Raw genomic sequence first — 19,612 nt, 5'->3', positions numbered from 1 at the left:
ATTTGTAGAAAAAACTCGGCTGGGAGGCTGGATAATTGAATAAAATCGGCGATCGTGGGCGATGATGTCGGTAACCTTTTTCGGTTATGGCCTGTCGCAAGGCACCTCCCCGCTGCCGGGAAAGGTTTGCGCTTTGCTCTGTTGTGTTTTGAGTGAGTTTTCCCGTGACGCTGTTTAATCCAGAGGCGGCAAGTTATCTCGGCCCCCTCGCCCAGTTGGAAGAGGGGCTGCGTCCCTGTGAGCAGATCAGTTTACAGGCGGCGGAGGCGGCTCTCGGTGAAGTTGCCGATGGTGTCATTGTCACCGATGCTGCGGGCACGGTGGTTTACACCAACCCCCTGGTCAACGAAATGACCGGCGACCTGGTTGGACTGCTGCCCGGCCAGCCACTCAGTGAAGGTTTACGCCTGTGCAATAGCCGGGGCGATGCGATAGAGCCGATACTACCCGCATCCAGTGACCTGGGTGAAGTGCCCAGAACCAGAGAGTTTAATGCCTGTATTGAGCGCTCAGGGGAAGAGCATGTCCCACTTGAAGTGACCGTGCAGGTAATGGCTCTTTGGGATATGGGGGTGCTTAAAAATTATGTTTTGGTGTTGCGGGATACCTCTGCCGCACGCAGGGTTTCCACCCGCCTTATGTGGCAGAGTAGCCACGACGCCTTAACCCGACTGCCCAACCGACAATTCTTTGAGAGTGAGCTGCAAAGCCAACTCAGCCTCTGTGTTGATAAACGCCAGCACCATGTATTGCTCTACCTGGATGTTTATCAATTCAAAGTTATTAACGACACCCTGGGCTTTGTTGCCGGGGACCAGTTGTTGGTTCAGTTGGTGGAGTTAATCAAGCGCTGTCTCTCCAGCGACGATCTGTTTGCCCGGGTGGGCAGTGATGAGTTTGCGATACTACTGCGCGACTGCACCCTGGAAGAGGGTGGTCGTGTGGTGGCTCGGCTGCGTGACTCTGTGCAGAACTTCAGTTTTTTCTGGGAGGGGAATGACAACCGGGTCGCGGTGTCGATTGGTGTTGTTGGTGTCGATCACTTTACCCCCAGTGCCAGTCAGTTACTGGCGTCGGCCAATGATGCCTGTTGCAGTGCCCGGGAGCAGGGCAGAAATCGCGTTAAGCTGTTTGGCGACTCCCGCAAGGTATTGGAGAAGCGTCGCGAGACTACCTGGGTTGCGGAAATTCACGCGGCTTTGCGGGAAGATCGCCTGATGTTGTACCGACAGCCAGTGGTTTCACTAAAGGGGGACCGCAATGTCCACCACTATGAAATCCTGGTGCGGATGCGCGGCCGTGATGGTGGAGTGATTTCACCGGGGCTATTTTTGCCAGCCGCAGAGCGCTACGGCTTGATCGAGGAAGTGGACCGTTGGGTAATTCGCCGGGTCTTTGACTATATGGCCCAGGAGCAGCGCCTGGGGATGGGCGGAATTAATTATGCGGTCAATATTTCCGGTATCAGCCTGGGGGATGAGACCTTTGCTGATTTTGTGCTGCAGTCTTTGTCCGATGCCGGTGTAACGCCTTCGCGGGTTCAATTTGAAATTACAGAAACCAGCGCCATCAATAATCTCGAGCGAGCCCTGATATTTATCCACAAGCTGAGAGCCGCCGGTTGCAGCTTTGCCCTGGATGACTTTGGTCGCGGTGTTTCCTCCCTGGCTTATCTGCGCCAGCTGCCGGTAGATTTTCTTAAAATCGACGGAAGCTTTGTGCGGAATATGCTAGAAGATGAAATTGATAGCGCAATGGTAAGCACTATTGATCACTTGGCGAAGAGAATGGGTATCAGCACTATCGCCGAGTATGTAGAGAGCCCGGAGTTAATGGAAAAATTGAGCCAGATGGGGGTGGACTATGCCCAGGGGTTCGGTATTTCCGCAGCGACGGGGTTGCCGGAGCTGGATAGCTACCCGGGGATGCTCCACCATTCCAGAGGGCCCAAGCCTTAGGGGCCCCTGGAAATCATGTGTCTATAGATAGCTGCTATTAGGCAATTGCTATTAAACAACCGGTGCGAGTAATTCGGAGTGCTGTTCGGCTTCTAGTCGCGGGCCGTATTGGCTCACTACCTGGGCGGCAGCGCGGCAAGCGAGTTCGCCGGCTTCGGTAAAACTCATTTCGCGGTTGATACCGTAGAGGAAAGCACCGGCAAACATATCGCCTGCGCCGTTGGTATCGATGGCGCGGACTTCGGGGCTCTCTATGCGGTGAACGTCGTTGCCGTCCCATAGCAGTGCGCCATCGGCGCCCAGGGTAATCGCGAAACTGCGGCAGTAATCGCGCAGCGCTTCAACGGCGCCCTCCACAGAGTCGGTACCGGTAAAGCCCAGAGCCTCATCCCGGTTGCAGAACAGCATATCCACACCGCCGCCAATCATTTCCCGCAGCCCTTCGCCGAAGAACTGAACCATAGCCGGGTCAGACAGGCTGAGAGCGGTTTTAACTCCGTGGGCTTCGGCTTCTTCGCGAAGCTTGATCGCTGCGGCACGACCCGTTTCAGAGGAGACCAGGTAGCCTTCGATATAGGCCCACTTGGAGGCGGACAGTGCATCGCTATCCAGCTCAGCGACTGAGAGCTGTTCACTCATTCCCAGATAGGTGTTCATACTGCGTTCGGCATCCGGGGTGATAAGCACCAGGCATTTGCCGGTAGTGCCCTCATCAGCTTGCTTCAGTGTTTCGGGGTAGTCGACCCCGGCGCTGTTAAGGTTGTTTCTGTAGAAATCACCATTCTCGTCAGCGGCAACTTTGCACGAATAGAAGGTGCGGAGACCGAAATAGCTGGCAGCAATGACTGTATTGGCACCGGAGCCACCGCAGGCCAATTTGGCAGTGACCATATGGTTTTGAAGGTCGTCTACCAGCTGTTGCTGACGGGCATCATCTACCAGGGTCATGATTCCCTTTTCCACGCCAAGGCTGCTCAAATCCTGGTCCGACACTTCGATTTCTGTATCGAGTAGGGCGGCACCTATGCCGTAGAGATCGTATTGCTGCATATCATTCCTATTCGGGCTTATTGTCTACATTTCCGCCGCATTATGGACGTGATTTTGCCAAGTGCAAGGCATTGGGGAGGGCTGGCGACAGCAAACCCTCACATAGGCGCTTGTTACATCTTGGTGAACTTATAGGCGGTTGCTGCGGTCAATCCTCGCACTGGTGTAAATAGCACCTTCACGTAAACAGCCAGGTGATAGATACTGCCAGGCCTGGATTTTAGCCCGCTAATTGAGTGGGCCCGCCAGTGCTGAAAGGCACTGGCAGCAAGATACCAGCGGAGCTGCCACCTGCTGGTACCCTGCCTTCGACTCTTCGATTGGGGCTGGTTAGGTCTCATGAGTCGCTTGATGTACTGAGTTGGCAGCGGGACTGAATCCTCATATGGCATCAACGAAACGCCGGCGCGTCAGAGCGTCAAAGCCCAAACGACGATATCGCTGGCTCAAGCTGCTAGTGCTTTTAGCCCTGGTGGGCTCCCTGGCGCTGGCAGCGTATATGGCTTACCTGGATGTGCAGCTGCGCGAGCGACTGGATAGCCGTCAATACCAACTCCCCGCCCGAGTCTACGCTCGTCCGCTGGTGCTGCGCGAGGGTATGGCAATGCATCCGGATGAGTTGGAGTCCGAATTTGCTGCCTTGAATTACCGCAAGCAGGGCACTCTGAGTGAGCCTGGTTCCTGGGTTCAGGACGGAATGAATTACAAGGTCTGGCGCCGGGACTTTATCCATGCCAATGGCCGCCAGCCTGCTGCAGTGGTCTCCTTCCGTCTGCGCAATGATCAAATTAGCGGCCTGCGTGATGACAATGGCCGAAGCCTGGCAGAATTCCGCCTGGACGCAGCTAATATCGGCTCTCTACTAGGGGGAGGCGATGACCGCAATCCAGTGCGTTTCGATGATATTCCTCCCTTGGTAGCCAATACCCTGATTGCTGTTGAGGATCAGGACTTCCTCAATCACTTTGGTGTTTCCCCTCGCGGTATTGCCCGGGCCATGGTGGCCAACGCAAAAGCCGGACGATTGGTACAGGGTGGCTCCACAATTACCCAGCAGTTGGTCAAAAATATCTTTTTTGACCATAAGCCCAGCCTGAGACGTAAATTCAACGAGGCCCTGATGGCCATCCTGATGGAGGTGCACTACGACAAGCGCTATATCCTGCAGGAATACATCAACGAAGTGTGGTTGGGTCAGCAGGGTGCCAGAGGTATTTATGGCTTTGGATTGGCCTCTGAATTCTATTTCCAGCAGCCCCTGGATACCTTGGAACCCCATCAGGTAGCACTGTTGGTGGGGCTGGCGAAAGGTGCGTCTTACTACAACCCCTGGCGCAATCCCGAGAGAGCACTGCAAAGGCGCAATACCGTGCTGGAATTGATGCTGGAGCAGGGGCTGATTACTCAGGAGGAGTTCCAGAAGTATTCCGCCAAGCCTCTGGGGGTGGTCAAGGGTGGTGTCGGTGCGCAGAATCCTTACCCGGCCTTTACTGAGCGGCTGTTGATTGAATTGCGTCCCTACTACTCATACGAGGAATTGCGCACTTCGGGTTTACGGGTTTACACCACCTTGGCCCCTTCGGTGCAGAAGTTGGCGGAGGAGTCCATCAGTCAGGGCGTTAGCCAGCTGGAGAAAGACCGAGGGATCAAAGCCAATTCACTCCAGGCCGCGACAGTATTGTTGGATAATCGCAACGGCAATGTGCTGGCCATGGTGGGAGATCGGAACCCGGACTACCCTGGCTTCAACCGGGCGCTGGAAGCCCGCCGCCAGGTGGGCTCCCTGATTAAGCCGGCTGTGTTTCTCACTGCTCTAGAGCGACCGGAAGAGTACAACCTGGCCACCCTGATCGATGACGCCCCGGTGAGAATTGAAGAGGCGGATGGCGATGTATGGATGCCGCAGAACTTCGATAAGCGCGCTCACGGACAGATACCGCTATATATCGCCCTGGCCAAGTCCTATAACCTGGCGACGGCCCATTTGGGACTGGATCTCGGCCTGCAGAATGTGCGCCAGACGATTCGCCGCCTGGGTGTTGAATCCAGGCTCCCCCGAGTGCCGGCGATGTTGCTTGGTGCAGTGGAGATGACCCCGTTCGAAGTTGCCGGTATGTATCAGACCATTGCGAACAATGGTGAGACGGTACAGCCGAGCACACTGCTGGCGGTTTCCGATGCCCAGGGCGGCCGTGTACAGCACTTCCGCCGCAAGGCTAATCGCGGTGTCGACCCCGTTCCAGCTTACCTGTTGCGCTGGGGGCTGGAGCAGGCTATGCGTGAGGGTACCGGACGCCGCTCCGCCAAGCGCTTGCCAAGTAGCATCGCCTTTGCGGGGAAAACCGGAACCACTAACAATAACCGCGATAGTTGGTTTGCGGGCTTCTCCCCGGAAGTAACGGCCGTAGTCTGGCTCGGGCGCGACGACAATGAGCGCACGCGCCTAACTGGCTCCACCGGCGCACTGCCGATCTGGACAGAGATTATGCGCAAGCTGCCCCATCAACACGGACCGGCAGAGATGCCCCGAGGAGTGGAGCTTAAGTCAGTGAACTCCCGGGGGCAGTTTATGGACCCGGATTACTGTCGCGGTGGTTATGAGATTCCTTTCTCCTACGAAAGTCAGCTGCAACCGGCGCCGGAATGTCGGGGGCAGAATCGCTGGCGCTGGTTCCGCAATCTATTCGGCAATGGTCGCGACGAAGCGGCTCCCAGAGAGGAGATGAGTCCCGGTTGGGGGGTGGATACCAGTGAGCAGCAGATGCGCGATCAGCGCCGCCAACAATTGCAGGAGCAACTTCGAGGTGACGATGCGGAAGAGTTTGGTGTAGATCCCGAGTATGGCTCCGGTTATGAAGAGGAGCCCCTGGAGCTGCCAAGAGATAATACTTTTGGCGGGAGGGCTCACAGCGTACCGGTAGAGGAAGCCCAGCCGGTGGGGCCTGACCTGGAAGATCAGTGGCCCTAGGGAAGGTAGCGCGCGATTGAATCGCGCGCTTTATCGCCGGCTATCAGTCTTGCAGCAACTGTGCGGCTTCTTCGGCGAAATAGGTGAGGATGCCGTCGGCACCGGCGCGCTTAAAGGCCAGCAAGGACTCCAGAATAACCGCCTCTCGCTTCAGCCAGCCATTTTCAAAGGCGGCGCAGTGCATCGCATACTCCCCACTTACCTGATAGGCGAAAGTGGGAACCCGCAATTCTTCTTTTACCCGACGCACTATATCCAGGTAGGGCATACCGGGTTTCACCATCACCATATCCGCGCCCTCTTGCAGATCCAGGGCGCACTCGTGCAATGCCTCATCGGTATTGGCGGGGTCCATTTGGTAGCTCGCTTTATTGCCACCTTTCAAGTTCCCGGCAGAGCCCACTGCATCGCGGAAGGGGCCGTAGTAAGCGGAGGCATATTTAGCGGCGTAGGACATAATCAGGGTATTGCTGTGGCCCGCGCCTTCGAGAGCATCGCGAATGGCTCCGATACGGCCATCCATCATATCCGAGGGTGCCACCATATCGGCACCGGCCGCAGCGTGTGACAGGGCCTGCTGTACCAATACCTCAACGGTTTCGTCGTTGACGATATAACCGCTGTGGTCCATCAGCCCGTCCTGGCCGTGGCTGGTAAAGGGGTCCAGTGCTACGTCGGTGATAACTCCCAATTCCGGTACCGCATTTTTCAGCTCGCGAACAGCCCTTTGTGCCAAGCCATCGGCGTCGTGGGCGGCACTGGCGCAGTCGGACTTTGCCGACGGGTCAACTACCGGAAACAGGGCTATGGCGGGGATTCCCAACTCTCGAACTGTCTTCGCTTTCTTGGCCAACAGGTCTACGCTCAGGCGTTCAACACCCGGCATTGAGGCTACTTTTTGGGTTTCGTTACGCCCCTCAATAACAAACAGTGGCAGGATCAAGTCGTCACTGCTCAACTGGGTTTCCCGCACCAGTCGACGGGAAAAATCCTTTGCACGCAGGCGACGCAGGCGAGTGTTGGGGTAGGCACCACGGCCGAAACTTTGGCTCATCGGGAAATTACTCCGGCTATCCATAGGGCCGCAGAAACCCCGCAGCCGCAATTGGCAGCCATCATATCAAATTGCCGCAGTGGGTGATTTTCGATTGCTGAGGGAAAGCGGTTTAAAAATGGGGCTGATGTAAGTGCCTTACCAATAGTTTGCCGGCGGCTTCTATATGTTTTGCCAGCAGTGCGGCGGCTTGGTCCCCGTTTCCCTCTTGGAGTGCATTGAGTATTGCAAAGTGCTCGTCCTGACTGATGTCCTGGTAATTTAGACCGTGGGATTGGTAACCGATATAACGCTCACATTGCCGGTGCAGTTGCTCGACGGTACTAAATAGCGTGGGTCTTGCAGCTGCCCGGTAAATACAGGCATGGAACTCCCAATTCATTTTTCCGATCTGCTCGGCGGAGAGTTCAGGTTTGGCTTGCATGGATTCCAGAATATCTCTGGCCCGCCCCAGGATCTCTCCATTAAGGTTTTCCAGTGCCAGGGATTGCAGCAGCGGTTCCAGGCGCATGCGCATCAGGTAGAGGTCTTCCACTTCAATAGGGTCAAACTGCGGCACTGCGACGCCGCGTTTTCCGTGTCCGGTTAACCAGCCCTCATTTTTCAATCTTTGTAGAGCGTCCCTAACCGGAATACGGCTCACGGCGTAAAGCTCTGCCAGTTCGGCTTGCTTTAGCACCTGGCCGGCGGCGAAGCGCCCATGCTGCAAGTCCGACTTAATTTTTTCGTAGAGGCCCATCGATGTTTATTAATTCCTGCGCTTGAAAAACCAGTAACACACCAGCCCTCCCAGCAGCCCCCAAAAGGCAGAGCTAATGCCAAAGAGGCTGATACCGGAAGCACTGATCAGAAAAGTGATAATTCCGGCTTCGCGACTGTCGGCCTCGGCTGTTGCTCCAGCCAGGCTGCTACCAATGACGCCAATCAGTGCCAAGCCGGCGAGGCCAGCAATCAGTGCCTGGGGAAAGGCACTGAATAATGCCACAACGCTAGCGCCGCAGAGGCCCACCAGCAGATAAAAAATACCGGCGGCAATGCCGGCGGTATAGCGTTTGTCGGGGTTGGGATGGGCTTCCGGGCCGGTGCAAATAGCAGCGGTAATAGCCGCCAGATTAAATGCAAAGCCACCAAACGGTGTCAGCAATAAAGAGGTGAGGCCGGTGCCACTAATAACAGGAGATATAGGCACTCTACTATAGCCACTGGCGGCCAGGGTTGCCGCTCCGGGCAGGTTCTGAGAGGTCATAGTGACGATAAAAAGAGGAAGGCCAATGCCAATTAAAGTGGAGAGGCGGAATTCTGGCGTTACCCAAACAGGGTGTGCCGCTTGCCAGCCGATCTGGGCCGATGCAATGAGTTGCAACTTCCAGCAAGTCACCACTCCAGCCGCTAGTACCAAAATAATGGCATAGCGAGGCGCCCAACGGCGCCCGACTAGATAGGTCAGTAACATGATGCCGACCAATAGCGGTTGTGCCTGCAGAGAAGTAAATACTGAGAGACCAAATTGCAGCAGTATGCCTGCGAGCATAGCGCTGGCAATCGGTGCCGGCACCATTCGCGCTACCCGCTCAAAGGCTCCGGACAAGCCCACGAGGAGTGTTAACAGGGCGCTAAACGCAAAAGCACCAATCGCCTCTGCAATGGGGATGCCACTTAAACTGGTGGCCAAAAGTGCAGCACCTGGAGTCGACCAGGCAGTGATTACCGGGGCGCGGTAATACCAAGAGAAGGCAATACAGGTAATGCCCATTCCCAGGCCCAGGGCGCCAATCCAGGAGGTGATCATTGCTTCACTTGCGCCAGCTGCACGCGCGGCTTCAAAGACTATGGCGGCGGAACTGGCTACTCCCACCAGCACGGCGACAAAGCCTGCGCTGATGGCGGACAAGCTGGTATCTGAAAACGTTGAGCTTTTCAAAATGTATACCTTTTATATTTTGTATACATTTTTAGCTGTTAGCTTTTTTCAGCGCAATAACTTTGCGGTGAAGCGACTGGGGCTTTATTGGAGGGGGTAAAGTAAAACGTGTATAGAAGCAGCACCCGCAGGCTGCGGGTGCTGGAGAGAGGCGGGCAATTAGCCGAGGCGGGCGAAGACGCGTTCAGCGGCAGTGATTGTGGCCTCAATATCCTCATCGGTATGAGCTGCGGACATAAACCCTGCCTCATAGGAGGCCGGTGCCAGGTAGACACCTTCTTCCAGCATGCCGTGGAAGAAACGGTTAAAGCGCTCGTTATCGCAGGCCATTACCTGTTGATAGTTAGTTACTTTAGGTTCTTCGGTGAAGAAGAATCCGAACATGGTGCCGGCCTTATTGGCGGTGATTGGGATACCTGCGGCTTTACCAGCCGCCAGGATGCCCTCCACCAAACGGTCAGTTTTGGCAATTAAAGGCTCGTAGAAGGCGGGTTCTTCCACCAAACGCAGGGTTTCCAAGCCCGCGACCATAGCTACAGGGTTACCGGACAGGGTGCCCGCCTGGTAAACGGGACCCAGGGGTGCAATTTGTTCCATGATCTCGCGTTTACCGCCAAAGGCGCCAACGGGCATACCGCCGCCGATGACTTTGCCGAGGGTGGTGATATCCGCTTCGATACCGTAGAAGCCCTGGGCCCCGGTCAAGCTCACCCGGAAGCCGGTCATCACCTCATCGAGAATCAACAGGGTACCGTGCTGGTCGCAAACTTCGCGCAGGGTTTCCAGGAAGCCGGGTACCGGCGGAATGCAGTTCATATTGCCGGCAACAGGCTCGACGATGATACAGGCGATTTGATCGCCCAGCTCATCGAAGCAGCTGCGCACACTATCAGCATCGTTGTAGCTCAAGGTGATGGTGTGATCTGCCAGGGCGGCGGGAACGCCGGGAGAGGAGGGTACACCCATGGTCAGGGCCCCGGAGCCGGCCTTAACCAGCAGGGAGTCGGAGTGGCCGTGGTAGCAGCCCTCGAACTTCACAATCTTGTCGCGCCCGGTAAATCCACGGGCCAGGCGAATCGCGCTCATGGTGGCTTCGGTACCGGAATTGACGAAGCGCACCAGGTCCATATTCGGCCACAGGCGGCAGAGTTCTTCGGCCAGTTCGGTTTCCAATTCAGTTGGCGCACCGAAGCTCAGTCCCGATTGGGCCTGTTCCACCACGGCTTCAATAACTTCCGGGTGTGCGTGGCCCAGCACCATGGGGCCCCAGGACTGTACGTAGTCGATGTAGCGTTTCTCGTCTGCATCGTAGAGGTAGGCGCCCTCGGCACGGCGGATAAACACCGGGGTACCGCCGACTGCGCGAAAAGCCCGTACCGGAGAGTTAACGCCGCCGGGAATGTACTGCTGTGCTTCTGCGAAGAGCTGCTCGGATTTACTCATAAACTTATATTCAGGTTCTGCATAAAGGGCCTGGGGAGCATTATCGCGGGGGTGGCGCCTGAGGACAATGTGTAGATTGGCGACGACCGGTCACAGACTGTGTAGACAGAAGATCTCACCGTCATGGGGACGGTGAGACTGATCGGGGCAGGGGCGAAATTTGTGTCAGCAGCTCCAGGTTTAGCGTTCGCACCAGAACAGCCGGTTGGGAATCGGCCTTCCCATGCCCAGGCGCCGGCTGTCTTTGATCGCACTCCAGGCGTATTGCTGACTGCGGGTAACCGCTTCGATAATGGTCAGCCCGTGGGCGATATGGCAGGCAATGGCAGTAGCGAGGGTGCCGCAGACGCCATAGGCCGCTGGCTGCAAGCGCTCCCACTTGAACTCTCGCATGAGGCCGCGCTCATCGTAGAGCCGGTTCTGTAATTGTTGCTCGTGGGGCACGCCAGTCAGCAACAGGTAGCGACAGCCGGATTCGAGGATTTCCTGGGCCATGGCGTCGAGGACATCGGCCTCCACAGCCATGGCGCGAGCTTCCCTGCGGTTGGGGCACACCATGGTTGCCTTGGGCAACAACAGCGACACCATAGCCTCCCACAGAGGCGGGGCGAGTACGCTATCTTTGTCAGCCAGTGTGGCATCGGGGTCGATAACGACGGGAATATCCGGGTAGTCGTGGAGTACGCTGTGAAGCGCGCGCACATTCTCCACAGAGCCCAGGTAGCCGACCTTGATCGCGGCGATCGGCATGTCTTCCAAAACGGCTCGGGTTTGTTCAATTAGCAGGCTGTCGTCGACAGGGGCGACACCCAGCAATTCACCGGTATTACACACGCTGATGGCGGTAACTGCCGAGGCCGCATGGCAGCCGAGACTGACCGCTGTCTCAGTATCTGCGGCAATTCCGGCGCTGCCGCTGGGGTCGTGGTGAGTAACGGTCAGAATAACGGGCTGAGGTGTATCCATAAGTGCTCTACATGACGGCCATTAGCTGTGCGCCTAATTCTAGTTGCTGAGCGCCTTTGACAAGGAATGAATACGCGCCAAATTAAAATGGCTTTACGACAACCAAAATGACGATGGCGACAAGTGCAACTGCTGGGAACTCATTAAATATTAGGAAGTAGCGGCGGCTGCGGGTAACGGTTCCCCGGGCAAACTTGCGAACATAGGCGCCACAGATATGGTGATAGCCCAGGAGGAGAACAACAAAAGTCAGTTTTGCGTGCATCCAGCCGGCGGAGGTGTAGTAGGCCGGGTTCAAACTGTAGAGCCAAATGCCCAAGGCAACGGTGGCCAGCATGGAAGGAATGGCAATACCGCGATAAAGGCGGCGTTCCATAATACAGAAGCGGTCGCGACTAATGGCATCAGTGGCATCGACATGGTAGACAAACAGTCGTGGCAGATAAAAAAGTGCGGCAAACCAGCACACCATCGCAATAATGTGAAAAGCCTTGATCCACAGCATTGAAAGTCCCCTTAAAAGAAACGGGAAGAAAAATTACTTCCGGTAAAAGTTGTTAATTTGTAGCGGCAGAATAATGCCCGCCGTGCGATTGTCCAGCGAACCGCTTTTATGACGGCAGACATATAGGCCATCCGCGCCACTTCTCTCCAGCTTTTGCGAGGCCTCCAGCATTGTCGCTCGCCAGCTTAGGGACGCCAGCTGTTTGCGTTCGCCGGGTAGTCTCAATAAATCGATCATTTCTCCCGGGTCTAGTAATTTATCTGATGCGGAGGAAACTTGTTTTTCGCTCTCGGCCGCCTCTTTCGCACCACCGCGAAGAAAAGTTGCCAAGTCCGCTGCACGCAGTAGTTGCGGTGCCGGCTCCTTGGGTAAATCGATAAGAATCCACTCGGGGTGTTGATTAATTAATTCTGTTGCCGCAGCGCGGGTAATTTCCCTAGGAGTCACAACAAAGCTCTGATTCATTTCGCTGGCAACTCCGACACTGCTCAGCATTTGCTGTCGCCAACTTGGCATTCCCGCTTTATTCAGGGCGCGCAGCGTTTCGTGATAGAGACCGATAGTGGAAAAGAGTTGGCGGCTCACTAATGTGGCCACCACGATCATCATCATTCCAGGGAATAAAATATGTGGGTTATAGGTAAGTTCCAAGATAGCGAGTAGCGCAGCTAGAGGCGCATTGAGCATGGCAGCCATCATTGCCGCCATACCCACCATGGCATAAAAGCCTGGGCTCGCGGTGTGCTCACCCAGCCACAAGTTAGCCAGGCCACCGGCAATACCACCGATACAGGCACCGATAATCAGGCTGGGGCCTATTACCCCACCGGGAATTCCGAGCCCTGCCCCCAAAGCGGTTGCGACTAATTTCGCGGCGACAATAGCAATGAGTGTCGCGACCCCCAACTCCCCCAGCATTGCCATCTGCAAAGTGTCATACCCACCGCCGAGGATTTCCGGTACCCAGATACCCAAGGTGCCAGTAACAAGGCCAACCAAGAGAAACCGAAGAAGTGGGGAGTAACGCTGCTGGGGAATCAAAATACGCTGGGAGCGGATAAATAATCCGGCGAGAACCCCAATAACCAGTGCGCACACAAAAAGTAGCGGCAGCTCGGCAAGGGAGTTGAGTTGAATCGCGGGTACATTAAAGTCCGGCTGGCTACCGAAAGTCAGCTGGGTGATGGTGCTACCGGCAACAGCCGCGAGAATTATGGGTAAAAAACCTGCCACAGTATATTCGAGCATCACGACTTCCATCGCGAATACCACGCCCGCCAGCGGGGTATTAAAGGAGGCCGCAATTGCTGCGGCTACACCACACCCCAGTAGGTTGCGACCAGAATTATTGGGGAGCTTCAGCGCCCTAGCTAACCAGCTGCCACTGGCTGCTCCCAAGTGTACAGCTGGGCCTTCCCGCCCCACCGAGTGGCCGCTAATTAAAATTATTGCGCCGGCAAAAAACTGCAGCAGGGCATTTTGCATTGGCATTTGCCCCTGGTGGTTGTAGAGCCGGTCCAGGACATGGACCACTCCCACCTGGCGGCGTCTGGGATTTAGAAATAAATAGATACATCCCACTACCAGAGAGCCGATGACAGGCAATGCGAAGCGCCAGAATGGGGGAAGGGATTCGTAATTTTGTGGGATTGATAAAAACAGCGTGGTCGGCCACTCCATTGCCAGCCGAAAAAGTACAGTTACCCCTCCGGCCAGGATGCCGGTGATCAGGGCCATCCCCAGTAAAGGCGCCAGCGCGTCTTTGGAGGAAAGCTGTAAGCGTATATTTTCGAGGCTGCCCGGCCTAACTAAATAACGCGAAAACGACTTTTTTAGCGAGTTCCTTGGGGGCTGTGACACCGCACATCCTTAAAATGCTGGGGCTTGTGGTAGAGTGCCTGTCTGGTTTTACGATTATCGTCTCAGTTGGCGGATATACCGGAGATTTTAGCAAGGTGATAAAAGTAGCGATTGTCGGGGGCACCGGCTATACAGGGGTGGAATTACTTCGGCTTCTCTCAACACATCCACAAGCGGAAGTTACCGCAATCACCTCCCGTTCGTTGAATGGTACCCCGGTTGCCGAGCTTTTCCCTAGCCTGAGAGGGCACTCGCAGCTGTCTTTCTGTAGCCCCGATCTCGAACAGCTGGCGGATTGTGACGTTGTATTCTTCGCTACACCTCATGGCGTTGCCCAGGCCCAGGTACCGGCACTTATTGAACGCGGAGTTCGAGTGATCGATTTGTCCGCCGATTTCCGTTTGAAAGATATACCTACCTGGGAGCAGTGGTACGGTCAGGCCCACGCCGCTCCGGAATTAGCTCAAAGCGCTGTTTATGGTTTGCCAGAAGTTAATCGGGAACAGATTGCCAATGCGCAGTTGATAGCCTGCCCGGGCTGTTATCCCACCGCGATTCAATTGGGATGGATACCGCTTTTGGAAAAGGGCCTGGTAGAACCTGGTGAGCTGATCGCCAGTGCGGCCAGTGGTATCAGTGGTGCGGGGCGACAGGGTAAGACCGACTTGATTATGGCTGAGAATAGCGACAACTTCCGCGCATATTCTGCCGCCGGGCACCGTCATTTACCCGAGATTGAACAGGGGCTTCGTCGAGTGCAGGCCACTGAATCCTCTCCCGCGCAGGTGACTTTTGTACCGCATTTACTTCCCATGATTCGCGGTATCCACGCTACTTTATTTGCCCGGTCAGTGGGGAAGGTTGATGCCGATGAGCTTCAACAGATCTTTGAAAACCGCTATAAAAATGAGCCTTTTGTAGATGTGATGCCGGCGGGCAGCCACCCTCAGACTCGTACGGTTAGAGGGACCAATATGTGCCGCATCTCGGTATTGCAGCCTCAGGAGCGGGATACGGTACTGGTATTATCGGCCATTGATAACTTGGCCAAAGGCGCGTCCGCCCAGGCAATCCAGAATATGAATATTATGTTTGGCTTAACTGAGACGTTGGGCCTGGATAGCCCGGCACTGCTGCCTTAGAATCGGGTGTTTCCCGACAATCGATAAATCCCGGATAAGACTTAGCAGATTTCATGGTGCTCAAAGTTAAAGGCAGCAAGCAGTACCGCATGAAAGTGGTGCCTCATAAACCCTTCTCTGGTGTCATTGCCGTAGTGGGGGTCGTTTTTTTGGTATTAGTGACCTCGGCCGGGTCCTATTTCGCCGGGCAGTATCAGCTGCGCCAGAGCCTCGATCGCAAGACTCTGGAGCATACTCAAGTACTCGATCGTGTTACCGCGCTTCAGAGTGAGAATGAATCCCTGCGAATGAGGGTTGCCACTGCAGAGCAGTCGCTGACTATCGGTGAGCAGGCGAGTGAGTCGGTGCGTGCGGAACTGGTGCAGAAAGAGAGCCAGATCGCAGAGCTAAAGCAGGAAATTTCTTTCTATCGCGGCGTCATGGCCCCTGAAGATGGGGGTGAGGGGGTGTCCATTGGACGCTTTATCCTCTCGCAGACCGGCGATCCAAAAAGTTACCAGTACAAGTTACAGATCAAACAGTCCGCAGCGCGTCGGGATGTTGTAAAAGGCACGGCCACATTTACCGTAGTGGGCCGTCAGGATGGGGAACCGAAGAGTTACCCTCTGAAGGAACTGTCGGAGCAGGTGGATAGTGAGTCGATTCAGCTGCGTTTTAAATATTTTCAGAATATCGAGGGAGAGCTGCGCTTGCCAGAGGGATTTGTGCCCGAAGGTGTGGAGTTGTCACTTAAATCTTCTGGGCGCAAGGGCTTTAATATTGAGCAGCGCTACGGTTGGTTAGTACAGGAAAGTTAGCATAGGTGCCAAAGGCACGAGGTTTTGGGGATTATGTTAAGAAAAAAAGAGAAACAGATAACTATGGCCAATACCGGTAGTAACCACACGACTTTGATCGCTCGTCAGACTGAGATCAGCGGTGATATCCACTTCCGTGGCAACCTGGTCATCGAAGGTAAGGTGCGTGGCAATGTTACCGCTCACAGTGATAGTGATGCGCGCCTGCAAATTGTGGATGGCGGCATCATTGAGGGTGAAATTCGTGTGCCTCAGGTAGTGATCAATGGCAATGTCAAAGGGGATGTGTTTGCTGCGCGCCACCTGGAGCTCGCTTCCAAGGCAATGGTAGAAGGCAATGTACACTATAAGCTGATCGAGATGCTGAAAGGTGCCCAGGTAAACGGTGCCCTGGTATCCAGTGCCGACTTGAGTAGCGCGGGTGAGCCCCATATGCTCGGCTATTCCGAAGATGAAACTGTCATTGAAGCCTCTTAAGTCCGGGTAGTATTGGCTGGCGCTGGTACTTTGTTGTACCGGCCCACCTGCCGGTTAATACTTGACTGAATTGCTGGGTTTAAGCAAGATGACGCCCCCGGGGCTGCACTCGTTATAACTTTTATACGAGCGGTGAATGTCCCGATGAGTTGAGAGAGACTTATGTCAGAAGCTGTATCCTTTTCTCCCGCGCCACTCGTGGTCACAGACAAGGCTGTGGCCAAGGTAAAAAGCCTGTTGGAAGAGGAGGGCAACCCGGAGCTGAAACTCAGGGTGTTCGTGACCGGAGGCGGCTGTTCCGGTTTCCAATACGGTTTTACCTTTGATGAATTGGTTGCCGAAGATGATGCCATCATAGAAAAGGATGGCATTCAGGTCTTGGTGGATGCGATGAGCTACCCCTACCTGGTTGGCGCCAATGTTGATTACGAAGAAGGCCTTTCGGGGTCGCGCTTCGTAGTACAAAATCCCAATGCGTCCGCTACCTGTGGCTGCGGCTCCTCTTTCTCTATTTGAGAAATCCTAACCCGTCCTATTGATCAGGGCGGGTAAATAGCCCCTAGAACCGCCTCTTTCTGCGCGCCAGTCACTCCCGGGCAATTACCGGGCAGCCCTCTCAATGTCTGGCGGGCCAACCAAGCAAATCCAACGGCTTCGAGCCAGTCTGCGTCAATACCGTAACTGCCCGTGTCAGTAATAGACCAGGTGGGCAAGCGGCGCTGTAATCGTGTAACCAAGTCCTTGTTTTTTGCCCCGCCCCCGCAAGTGAGCAGCTCGCCGCCTTCGGCAAAATTATGCACGGCGTCGGCGATACTGGCTGCGGTCACTTCAGACAGGGTCGCCTGCACATCTACCGGCGCCACTTCCAAACCGGCGCAGGCCTGTTCGAGCCAGCTGGGGTTAAAAGTTTCACGGCCAGTACTCTTGGGTGGCTCGGCGGAGAAATAGGGATCTGAAAGCAGGCGGTTGAGAAGTTCAGCATTGGCGCGACCGCTCGCGGCCCAGTCTCCATTTCTATCGTAGGGCTGGTTTTTGTGTAGGTTCACCCAGTAGTCGAGCAATGCATTACCTGGACCTGTGTCATAGCCGTAAACCTGGCCATCTGCCGTCAGCTCAGTGATATTGGCCATCCCCCCAATATTGACCACAGCACGGCTTCCATCAGTTTTGAAAGCGGCCTGGTGAAACGCCGGCATTAAAGGCGCTCCTTGACCACCGAGAGCGATATCCCGGCGACGGAAATCCGCAACGGTGCAGATGCCCGTCAGTGCTGAGATGGTGTTGGGGTCACCGAGTTGCAAAGTAAAGGGAGAAGTCACTGTGCCTGGGGGGCGGTGGCGTACGGTTTGGCCGTGACTGCCAATGGCGGTAACAGACTGACCCTCAACACCGGCTCGGGCTAGCAGGGTATTGGTGGCTTCGGCAAAAACCTGTCCCAGTTGCCGGTCTAACTGTCCGGCGCGATCCAACTCTGAAGGGCCGGGGGCACAGAGGCTGAGGATAGCCTCGCGCAGGCCGCTGTGAATCGGGTGGGCTAGCGCAGCCAGGATACGGGTGTTTATTTTTTCTTCATCGCCAAAATCGACCAGCACCGCGTCAATGGAGTCAACGCTGGTGCCGGACATCAGGCCGATAAACAGATCGGGCATATTCGTTGGCGCTTGTTAGGGGCTTTCTTCATCCAGTTGAGCCAGAGCCGGCCCCTGGAAGTTTTCTAGTTTCGCCAGAAGTGGCTGGGTCTGGTTTTTAAAACGGATCATCTCAGAAGTTGGTACCGACTTTGCCTTGGGCAATTTGCGCACAATGGTGGCGGGGTTGCGATGTCTACCATCCACCAGGAATTCGTAGTGCAAGTGCGGGCCGGTGGCATAACCGGTAGACCCCACAGTGCCAATAACCTGGCGCTGCTTAACGCGCTGGCCCTTTTTGACTTTGCGCTTGGTCAGGTGGAGATAGCGGGTTACATACCGTTCGCCGTGCTGGATAAATACGTAGTTGCCATTGGGCTTGCTATAGCCGGACGCGATAACCCGACCATCGCCAGTAGAGTAAACGGGGGTGCCTCTTGGAGCGGCATAGTCGGTGCCATTATGAGGTCGGCGTGACTTGAATACTGGGTGCAGGCGGCTCGGGTTGAAGTGAGAGCTGATGCGGACTATGTCCAGTGGTGTGCGGATAAATGCCTTGCGCATACTTTTGCCTTCAGGCGTGTAGTAATTGGCATCACCACTGTTATCCACATAGCGTACAGCGCTAAAAGTTCTTCCTTGGTTGGTAAAACTGACCGCAAGGATAGGGCCGTTGCCAATTTTCTCCCCATCCAGGAACAACTCTTCGAACATCACACTAAAGTTGTCGCCCTTGCGAATATCGAGGGCAAAGTCGATATCGGAGCTGAATACATCCGCCATCTCCATTATCAGGCTGTCACTCAGCCCAGCATCGCTACCGGCCAGGAATAGGGAACTATCGATCTGGGCCTGTCGGTAAGCCGGATGGCTGTCGGGCTCACGAGTTATCAGTGCGTGTTCAAACTTATCTGCATTTGTGCGGGTAAACTCAATTTGATTGAGTCGATCTCGCTGCAATTTCAGGGACTGCAGCTGGCCATCATTATTTGTTTGAAAGGTCAGCTCTTCGCCCGGAGTTAGACGTGCCAGCTGTTTTGCCTCTTTGCCGCTACCCAGAAGCTGGTACATCTCTTTGGCGCTGATTTTTGCACGTTGAAATAGGTCTGACAGGGTATCCCCGTTACGTACTTCAAGGCTCAACGACTTGACCGCCTCGACACTGACGTTAAGCAGTGGCGTTTCCGCCGGCGTATAAGTGAGAGCAGGTTTGGCTTCAGTGCTGTCGCCGCTTGTGACCTCTGAAAGTTTGACGGGTAGGGATGTGCGCTTAGAGGAAATCTCCGGTGAAGGAATCAGAACGGCCAGCATAAGGACAAAGGCTGCGATGCCAGCGGTCAGCGCATGAACGCGGGGAAAATGCTTGGGTAAGCCGCCAATACGGAGGCCTGTACTCGATTTACGATGGTTTTGCATGGCGTTAGCGGATGGTACTGGCGGTCGTTGTTATTTGCGCTTGAAAAACTGAGTGTCTAAAAAACAGGCATTGGAGGGGCTTTATAGCAAAAAAGCCGCCTTGGTTCACGAGATAATTGACACGTCTTTGCACGGTTTGGTTCCTCATGAATTTTGTTTTTAGTGCGGATGCTGGGCTGCTGCACGCTTGTATTTGCCGCAAACTTCGGTAATGTTGCAGCGCATTTTGCCGCCGCTTGGTGGCGCTAATTTCAAGCCTATATATGAGGGGAAAGCATGGCTGGGGTCGACATGACACTGCTTGAAGACTTGGACCGTCGCGGATTAATTAATCAAGCGACTGGTGACGGCGAACTGACGCAGCATTTGTCGGAGAGTCGAACCCTGTATTGCGGTTTTGATCCCACTGCAGACTCCCTTCATATAG

At 55.0% G+C, this 19,612-nt stretch carries 17 protein-coding genes (1 of these 17 running past the window's edge); 7 read left to right on the top strand and 10 right to left on the bottom strand.

Annotated features, from left to right (window positions below):
• Positions 1-164 precede the first annotated feature (164 nt).
• Complete coding sequence (locus tag ACJJIR_RS19360; protein WP_444895301.1) at positions 165-1,958, top strand: EAL domain-containing protein; 1,794 nt, start codon at positions 165-167, stop codon at positions 1,956-1,958.
• Between the two features lie 51 nt (positions 1,959-2,009).
• On the opposite strand, the gene ACJJIR_RS19355 is transcribed toward ACJJIR_RS19360, so the two are convergent.
• Positions 2,010-3,008: an adenosine kinase gene (locus ACJJIR_RS19355; protein WP_413664263.1), complete on the bottom strand. Its 999-nt coding sequence runs from the start codon at positions 3,006-3,008 to the stop codon at positions 2,010-2,012.
• A gap of 385 nt (positions 3,009-3,393) precedes the next feature.
• Between ACJJIR_RS19355 and mrcB the strand changes: the two genes are divergently transcribed.
• On the top strand, positions 3,394-5,976 hold the full coding sequence (gene mrcB / locus ACJJIR_RS19350; RefSeq protein WP_444906498.1) for a penicillin-binding protein 1B: 2,583 nt from the start codon (positions 3,394-3,396) through the stop codon (positions 5,974-5,976).
• A 43-nt stretch (positions 5,977-6,019) separates the two neighbouring features.
• Here mrcB and hemB read toward each other — a convergent pair whose 3' ends face one another.
• The 7 genes from hemB to ACJJIR_RS19315 form a co-directional block, all read right to left on the bottom strand.
• Positions 6,020-7,030, bottom strand: coding sequence for a porphobilinogen synthase (hemB, locus tag ACJJIR_RS19345; protein ID WP_444892703.1), 1,011 nt, complete (start codon positions 7,028-7,030; stop codon positions 6,020-6,022).
• Positions 7,031-7,142: 112 nt separating this feature from the next.
• Complete coding sequence (locus ACJJIR_RS19340; protein ID WP_444906497.1) at positions 7,143-7,769, bottom strand: GntR family transcriptional regulator; 627 nt, start codon at positions 7,767-7,769, stop codon at positions 7,143-7,145.
• Between the two features lie 9 nt (positions 7,770-7,778).
• Positions 7,779-8,951: a benzoate/H(+) symporter BenE family transporter gene (locus ACJJIR_RS19335; protein ID WP_444906496.1), complete on the bottom strand. Its 1,173-nt coding sequence runs from the start codon at positions 8,949-8,951 to the stop codon at positions 7,779-7,781.
• 159 nt (positions 8,952-9,110) lie between these two features.
• Entirely contained in the window at positions 9,111-10,394 is a 1,284-nt protein-coding gene (hemL, locus tag ACJJIR_RS19330; protein ID WP_444906495.1) for a glutamate-1-semialdehyde 2,1-aminomutase, read from the bottom strand.
• Between the two features lie 180 nt (positions 10,395-10,574).
• The gene (gene thiD, locus ACJJIR_RS19325) at positions 10,575-11,360 is read right to left on the bottom strand and encodes a bifunctional hydroxymethylpyrimidine kinase/phosphomethylpyrimidine kinase (RefSeq protein ID WP_413664269.1); all 786 of its coding nucleotides are present in this window, start codon (positions 11,358-11,360) and stop codon (positions 10,575-10,577) included.
• 82 nt (positions 11,361-11,442) lie between these two features.
• Entirely contained in the window at positions 11,443-11,865 is a 423-nt protein-coding gene (gene hemJ / locus ACJJIR_RS19320) for a protoporphyrinogen oxidase HemJ (RefSeq protein WP_444906494.1), read from the bottom strand.
• A gap of 33 nt (positions 11,866-11,898) precedes the next feature.
• Entirely contained in the window at positions 11,899-13,725 is a 1,827-nt protein-coding gene (locus ACJJIR_RS19315; RefSeq protein WP_444906493.1) for a chloride channel protein, read from the bottom strand.
• A 95-nt stretch (positions 13,726-13,820) separates the two neighbouring features.
• Here ACJJIR_RS19315 and argC point away from each other — a divergent pair, with 95 nt between their 5' ends.
• The 4 genes from argC to erpA all read left to right on the top strand — a co-directional run bounded on the left by argC (position 13,821) and on the right by erpA (position 16,657).
• On the top strand, positions 13,821-14,867 hold the full coding sequence (gene argC / locus ACJJIR_RS19310; protein WP_282934591.1) for an N-acetyl-gamma-glutamyl-phosphate reductase: 1,047 nt from the start codon (positions 13,821-13,823) through the stop codon (positions 14,865-14,867).
• A 53-nt stretch (positions 14,868-14,920) separates the two neighbouring features.
• Positions 14,921-15,664, top strand: a complete 744-nt coding sequence (locus ACJJIR_RS19305) for a DUF6776 family protein (RefSeq protein ID WP_413664271.1) — start codon at positions 14,921-14,923, stop codon at positions 15,662-15,664.
• Positions 15,665-15,697: 33 nt separating this feature from the next.
• Positions 15,698-16,141, top strand: a complete 444-nt coding sequence (locus ACJJIR_RS19300; protein WP_282934417.1) for a bactofilin family protein — start codon at positions 15,698-15,700, stop codon at positions 16,139-16,141.
• Positions 16,142-16,303: 162 nt separating this feature from the next.
• Entirely contained in the window at positions 16,304-16,657 is a 354-nt protein-coding gene (erpA, locus tag ACJJIR_RS19295; protein WP_108731633.1) for an iron-sulfur cluster insertion protein ErpA, read from the top strand.
• Positions 16,658-16,680: 23 nt separating this feature from the next.
• Here erpA and ACJJIR_RS19290 read toward each other — a convergent pair whose 3' ends face one another.
• Together ACJJIR_RS19290 and ACJJIR_RS19285 are read right to left on the bottom strand one after the other, a co-directional pair.
• A complete protein-coding gene (locus ACJJIR_RS19290) occupies positions 16,681-17,790 on the bottom strand; it encodes an anhydro-N-acetylmuramic acid kinase (protein WP_444892707.1) in 1,110 nt (369 codons plus the stop codon).
• 15 nt (positions 17,791-17,805) lie between these two features.
• Positions 17,806-19,185, bottom strand: coding sequence for an OapA family protein (locus ACJJIR_RS19285; RefSeq protein WP_444892708.1), 1,380 nt, complete (start codon positions 19,183-19,185; stop codon positions 17,806-17,808).
• A 276-nt stretch (positions 19,186-19,461) separates the two neighbouring features.
• On the opposite strand from ACJJIR_RS19285, the gene tyrS reads away from it, so the two are divergent.
• Positions 19,462-19,612 carry the start of a tyrosine--tRNA ligase gene (tyrS, locus tag ACJJIR_RS19280; RefSeq protein ID WP_444906492.1) on the top strand. 1,154 nt of this gene lie beyond the right edge of the window, so only the first 151 of its 1,305 coding nucleotides appear in the window; its start codon is at positions 19,462-19,464; its stop codon lies off the right edge, out of view.

It is taken from the genome of Microbulbifer maximicatervae (SeqCode) (assembly GCF_052467385.1).
This window is presented reverse-complemented; position numbering and strand designations above follow the sequence as displayed.

What these genes read in the sequence shown, in the direction of transcription:
- erpA (WP_108731633.1), top strand. Translation starts at nt 16,304, where the DNA reads ATGTCAGAAGCTGTATCCTTTTCTCCCGCGCCACTCGTGGTCACAGAC.
- ACJJIR_RS19305 (WP_413664271.1), top strand. Translation starts at nt 14,921, where the DNA reads ATGGTGCTCAAAGTTAAAGGCAGCAAGCAGTACCGCATGAAAGTGGTG.
- ACJJIR_RS19300 (WP_282934417.1), top strand. Translation starts at nt 15,698, where the DNA reads ATGTTAAGAAAAAAAGAGAAACAGATAACTATGGCCAATACCGGTAGT.
- hemJ (WP_444906494.1), bottom strand. Translation starts at nt 11,865, where the DNA reads ATGCTGTGGATCAAGGCTTTTCACATTATTGCGATGGTGTGCTGGTTT.
- ACJJIR_RS19340 (WP_444906497.1), bottom strand. Translation starts at nt 7,769, where the DNA reads ATGGGCCTCTACGAAAAAATTAAGTCGGACTTGCAGCATGGGCGCTTC.
- ACJJIR_RS19285 (WP_444892708.1), bottom strand. Translation starts at nt 19,185, where the DNA reads ATGCAAAACCATCGTAAATCGAGTACAGGCCTCCGTATTGGCGGCTTA.
- ACJJIR_RS19355 (WP_413664263.1), bottom strand. Translation starts at nt 3,008, where the DNA reads ATGCAGCAATACGATCTCTACGGCATAGGTGCCGCCCTACTCGATACA.
- mrcB (WP_444906498.1), top strand. Translation starts at nt 3,394, where the DNA reads ATGGCATCAACGAAACGCCGGCGCGTCAGAGCGTCAAAGCCCAAACGA.
- thiD (WP_413664269.1), bottom strand. Translation starts at nt 11,360, where the DNA reads ATGGATACACCTCAGCCCGTTATTCTGACCGTTACTCACCACGACCCC.
- ACJJIR_RS19290 (WP_444892707.1), bottom strand. Translation starts at nt 17,790, where the DNA reads ATGCCCGATCTGTTTATCGGCCTGATGTCCGGCACCAGCGTTGACTCC.
- hemL (WP_444906495.1), bottom strand. Translation starts at nt 10,394, where the DNA reads ATGAGTAAATCCGAGCAGCTCTTCGCAGAAGCACAGCAGTACATTCCC.
- hemB (WP_444892703.1), bottom strand. Translation starts at nt 7,030, where the DNA reads ATGAGCCAAAGTTTCGGCCGTGGTGCCTACCCCAACACTCGCCTGCGT.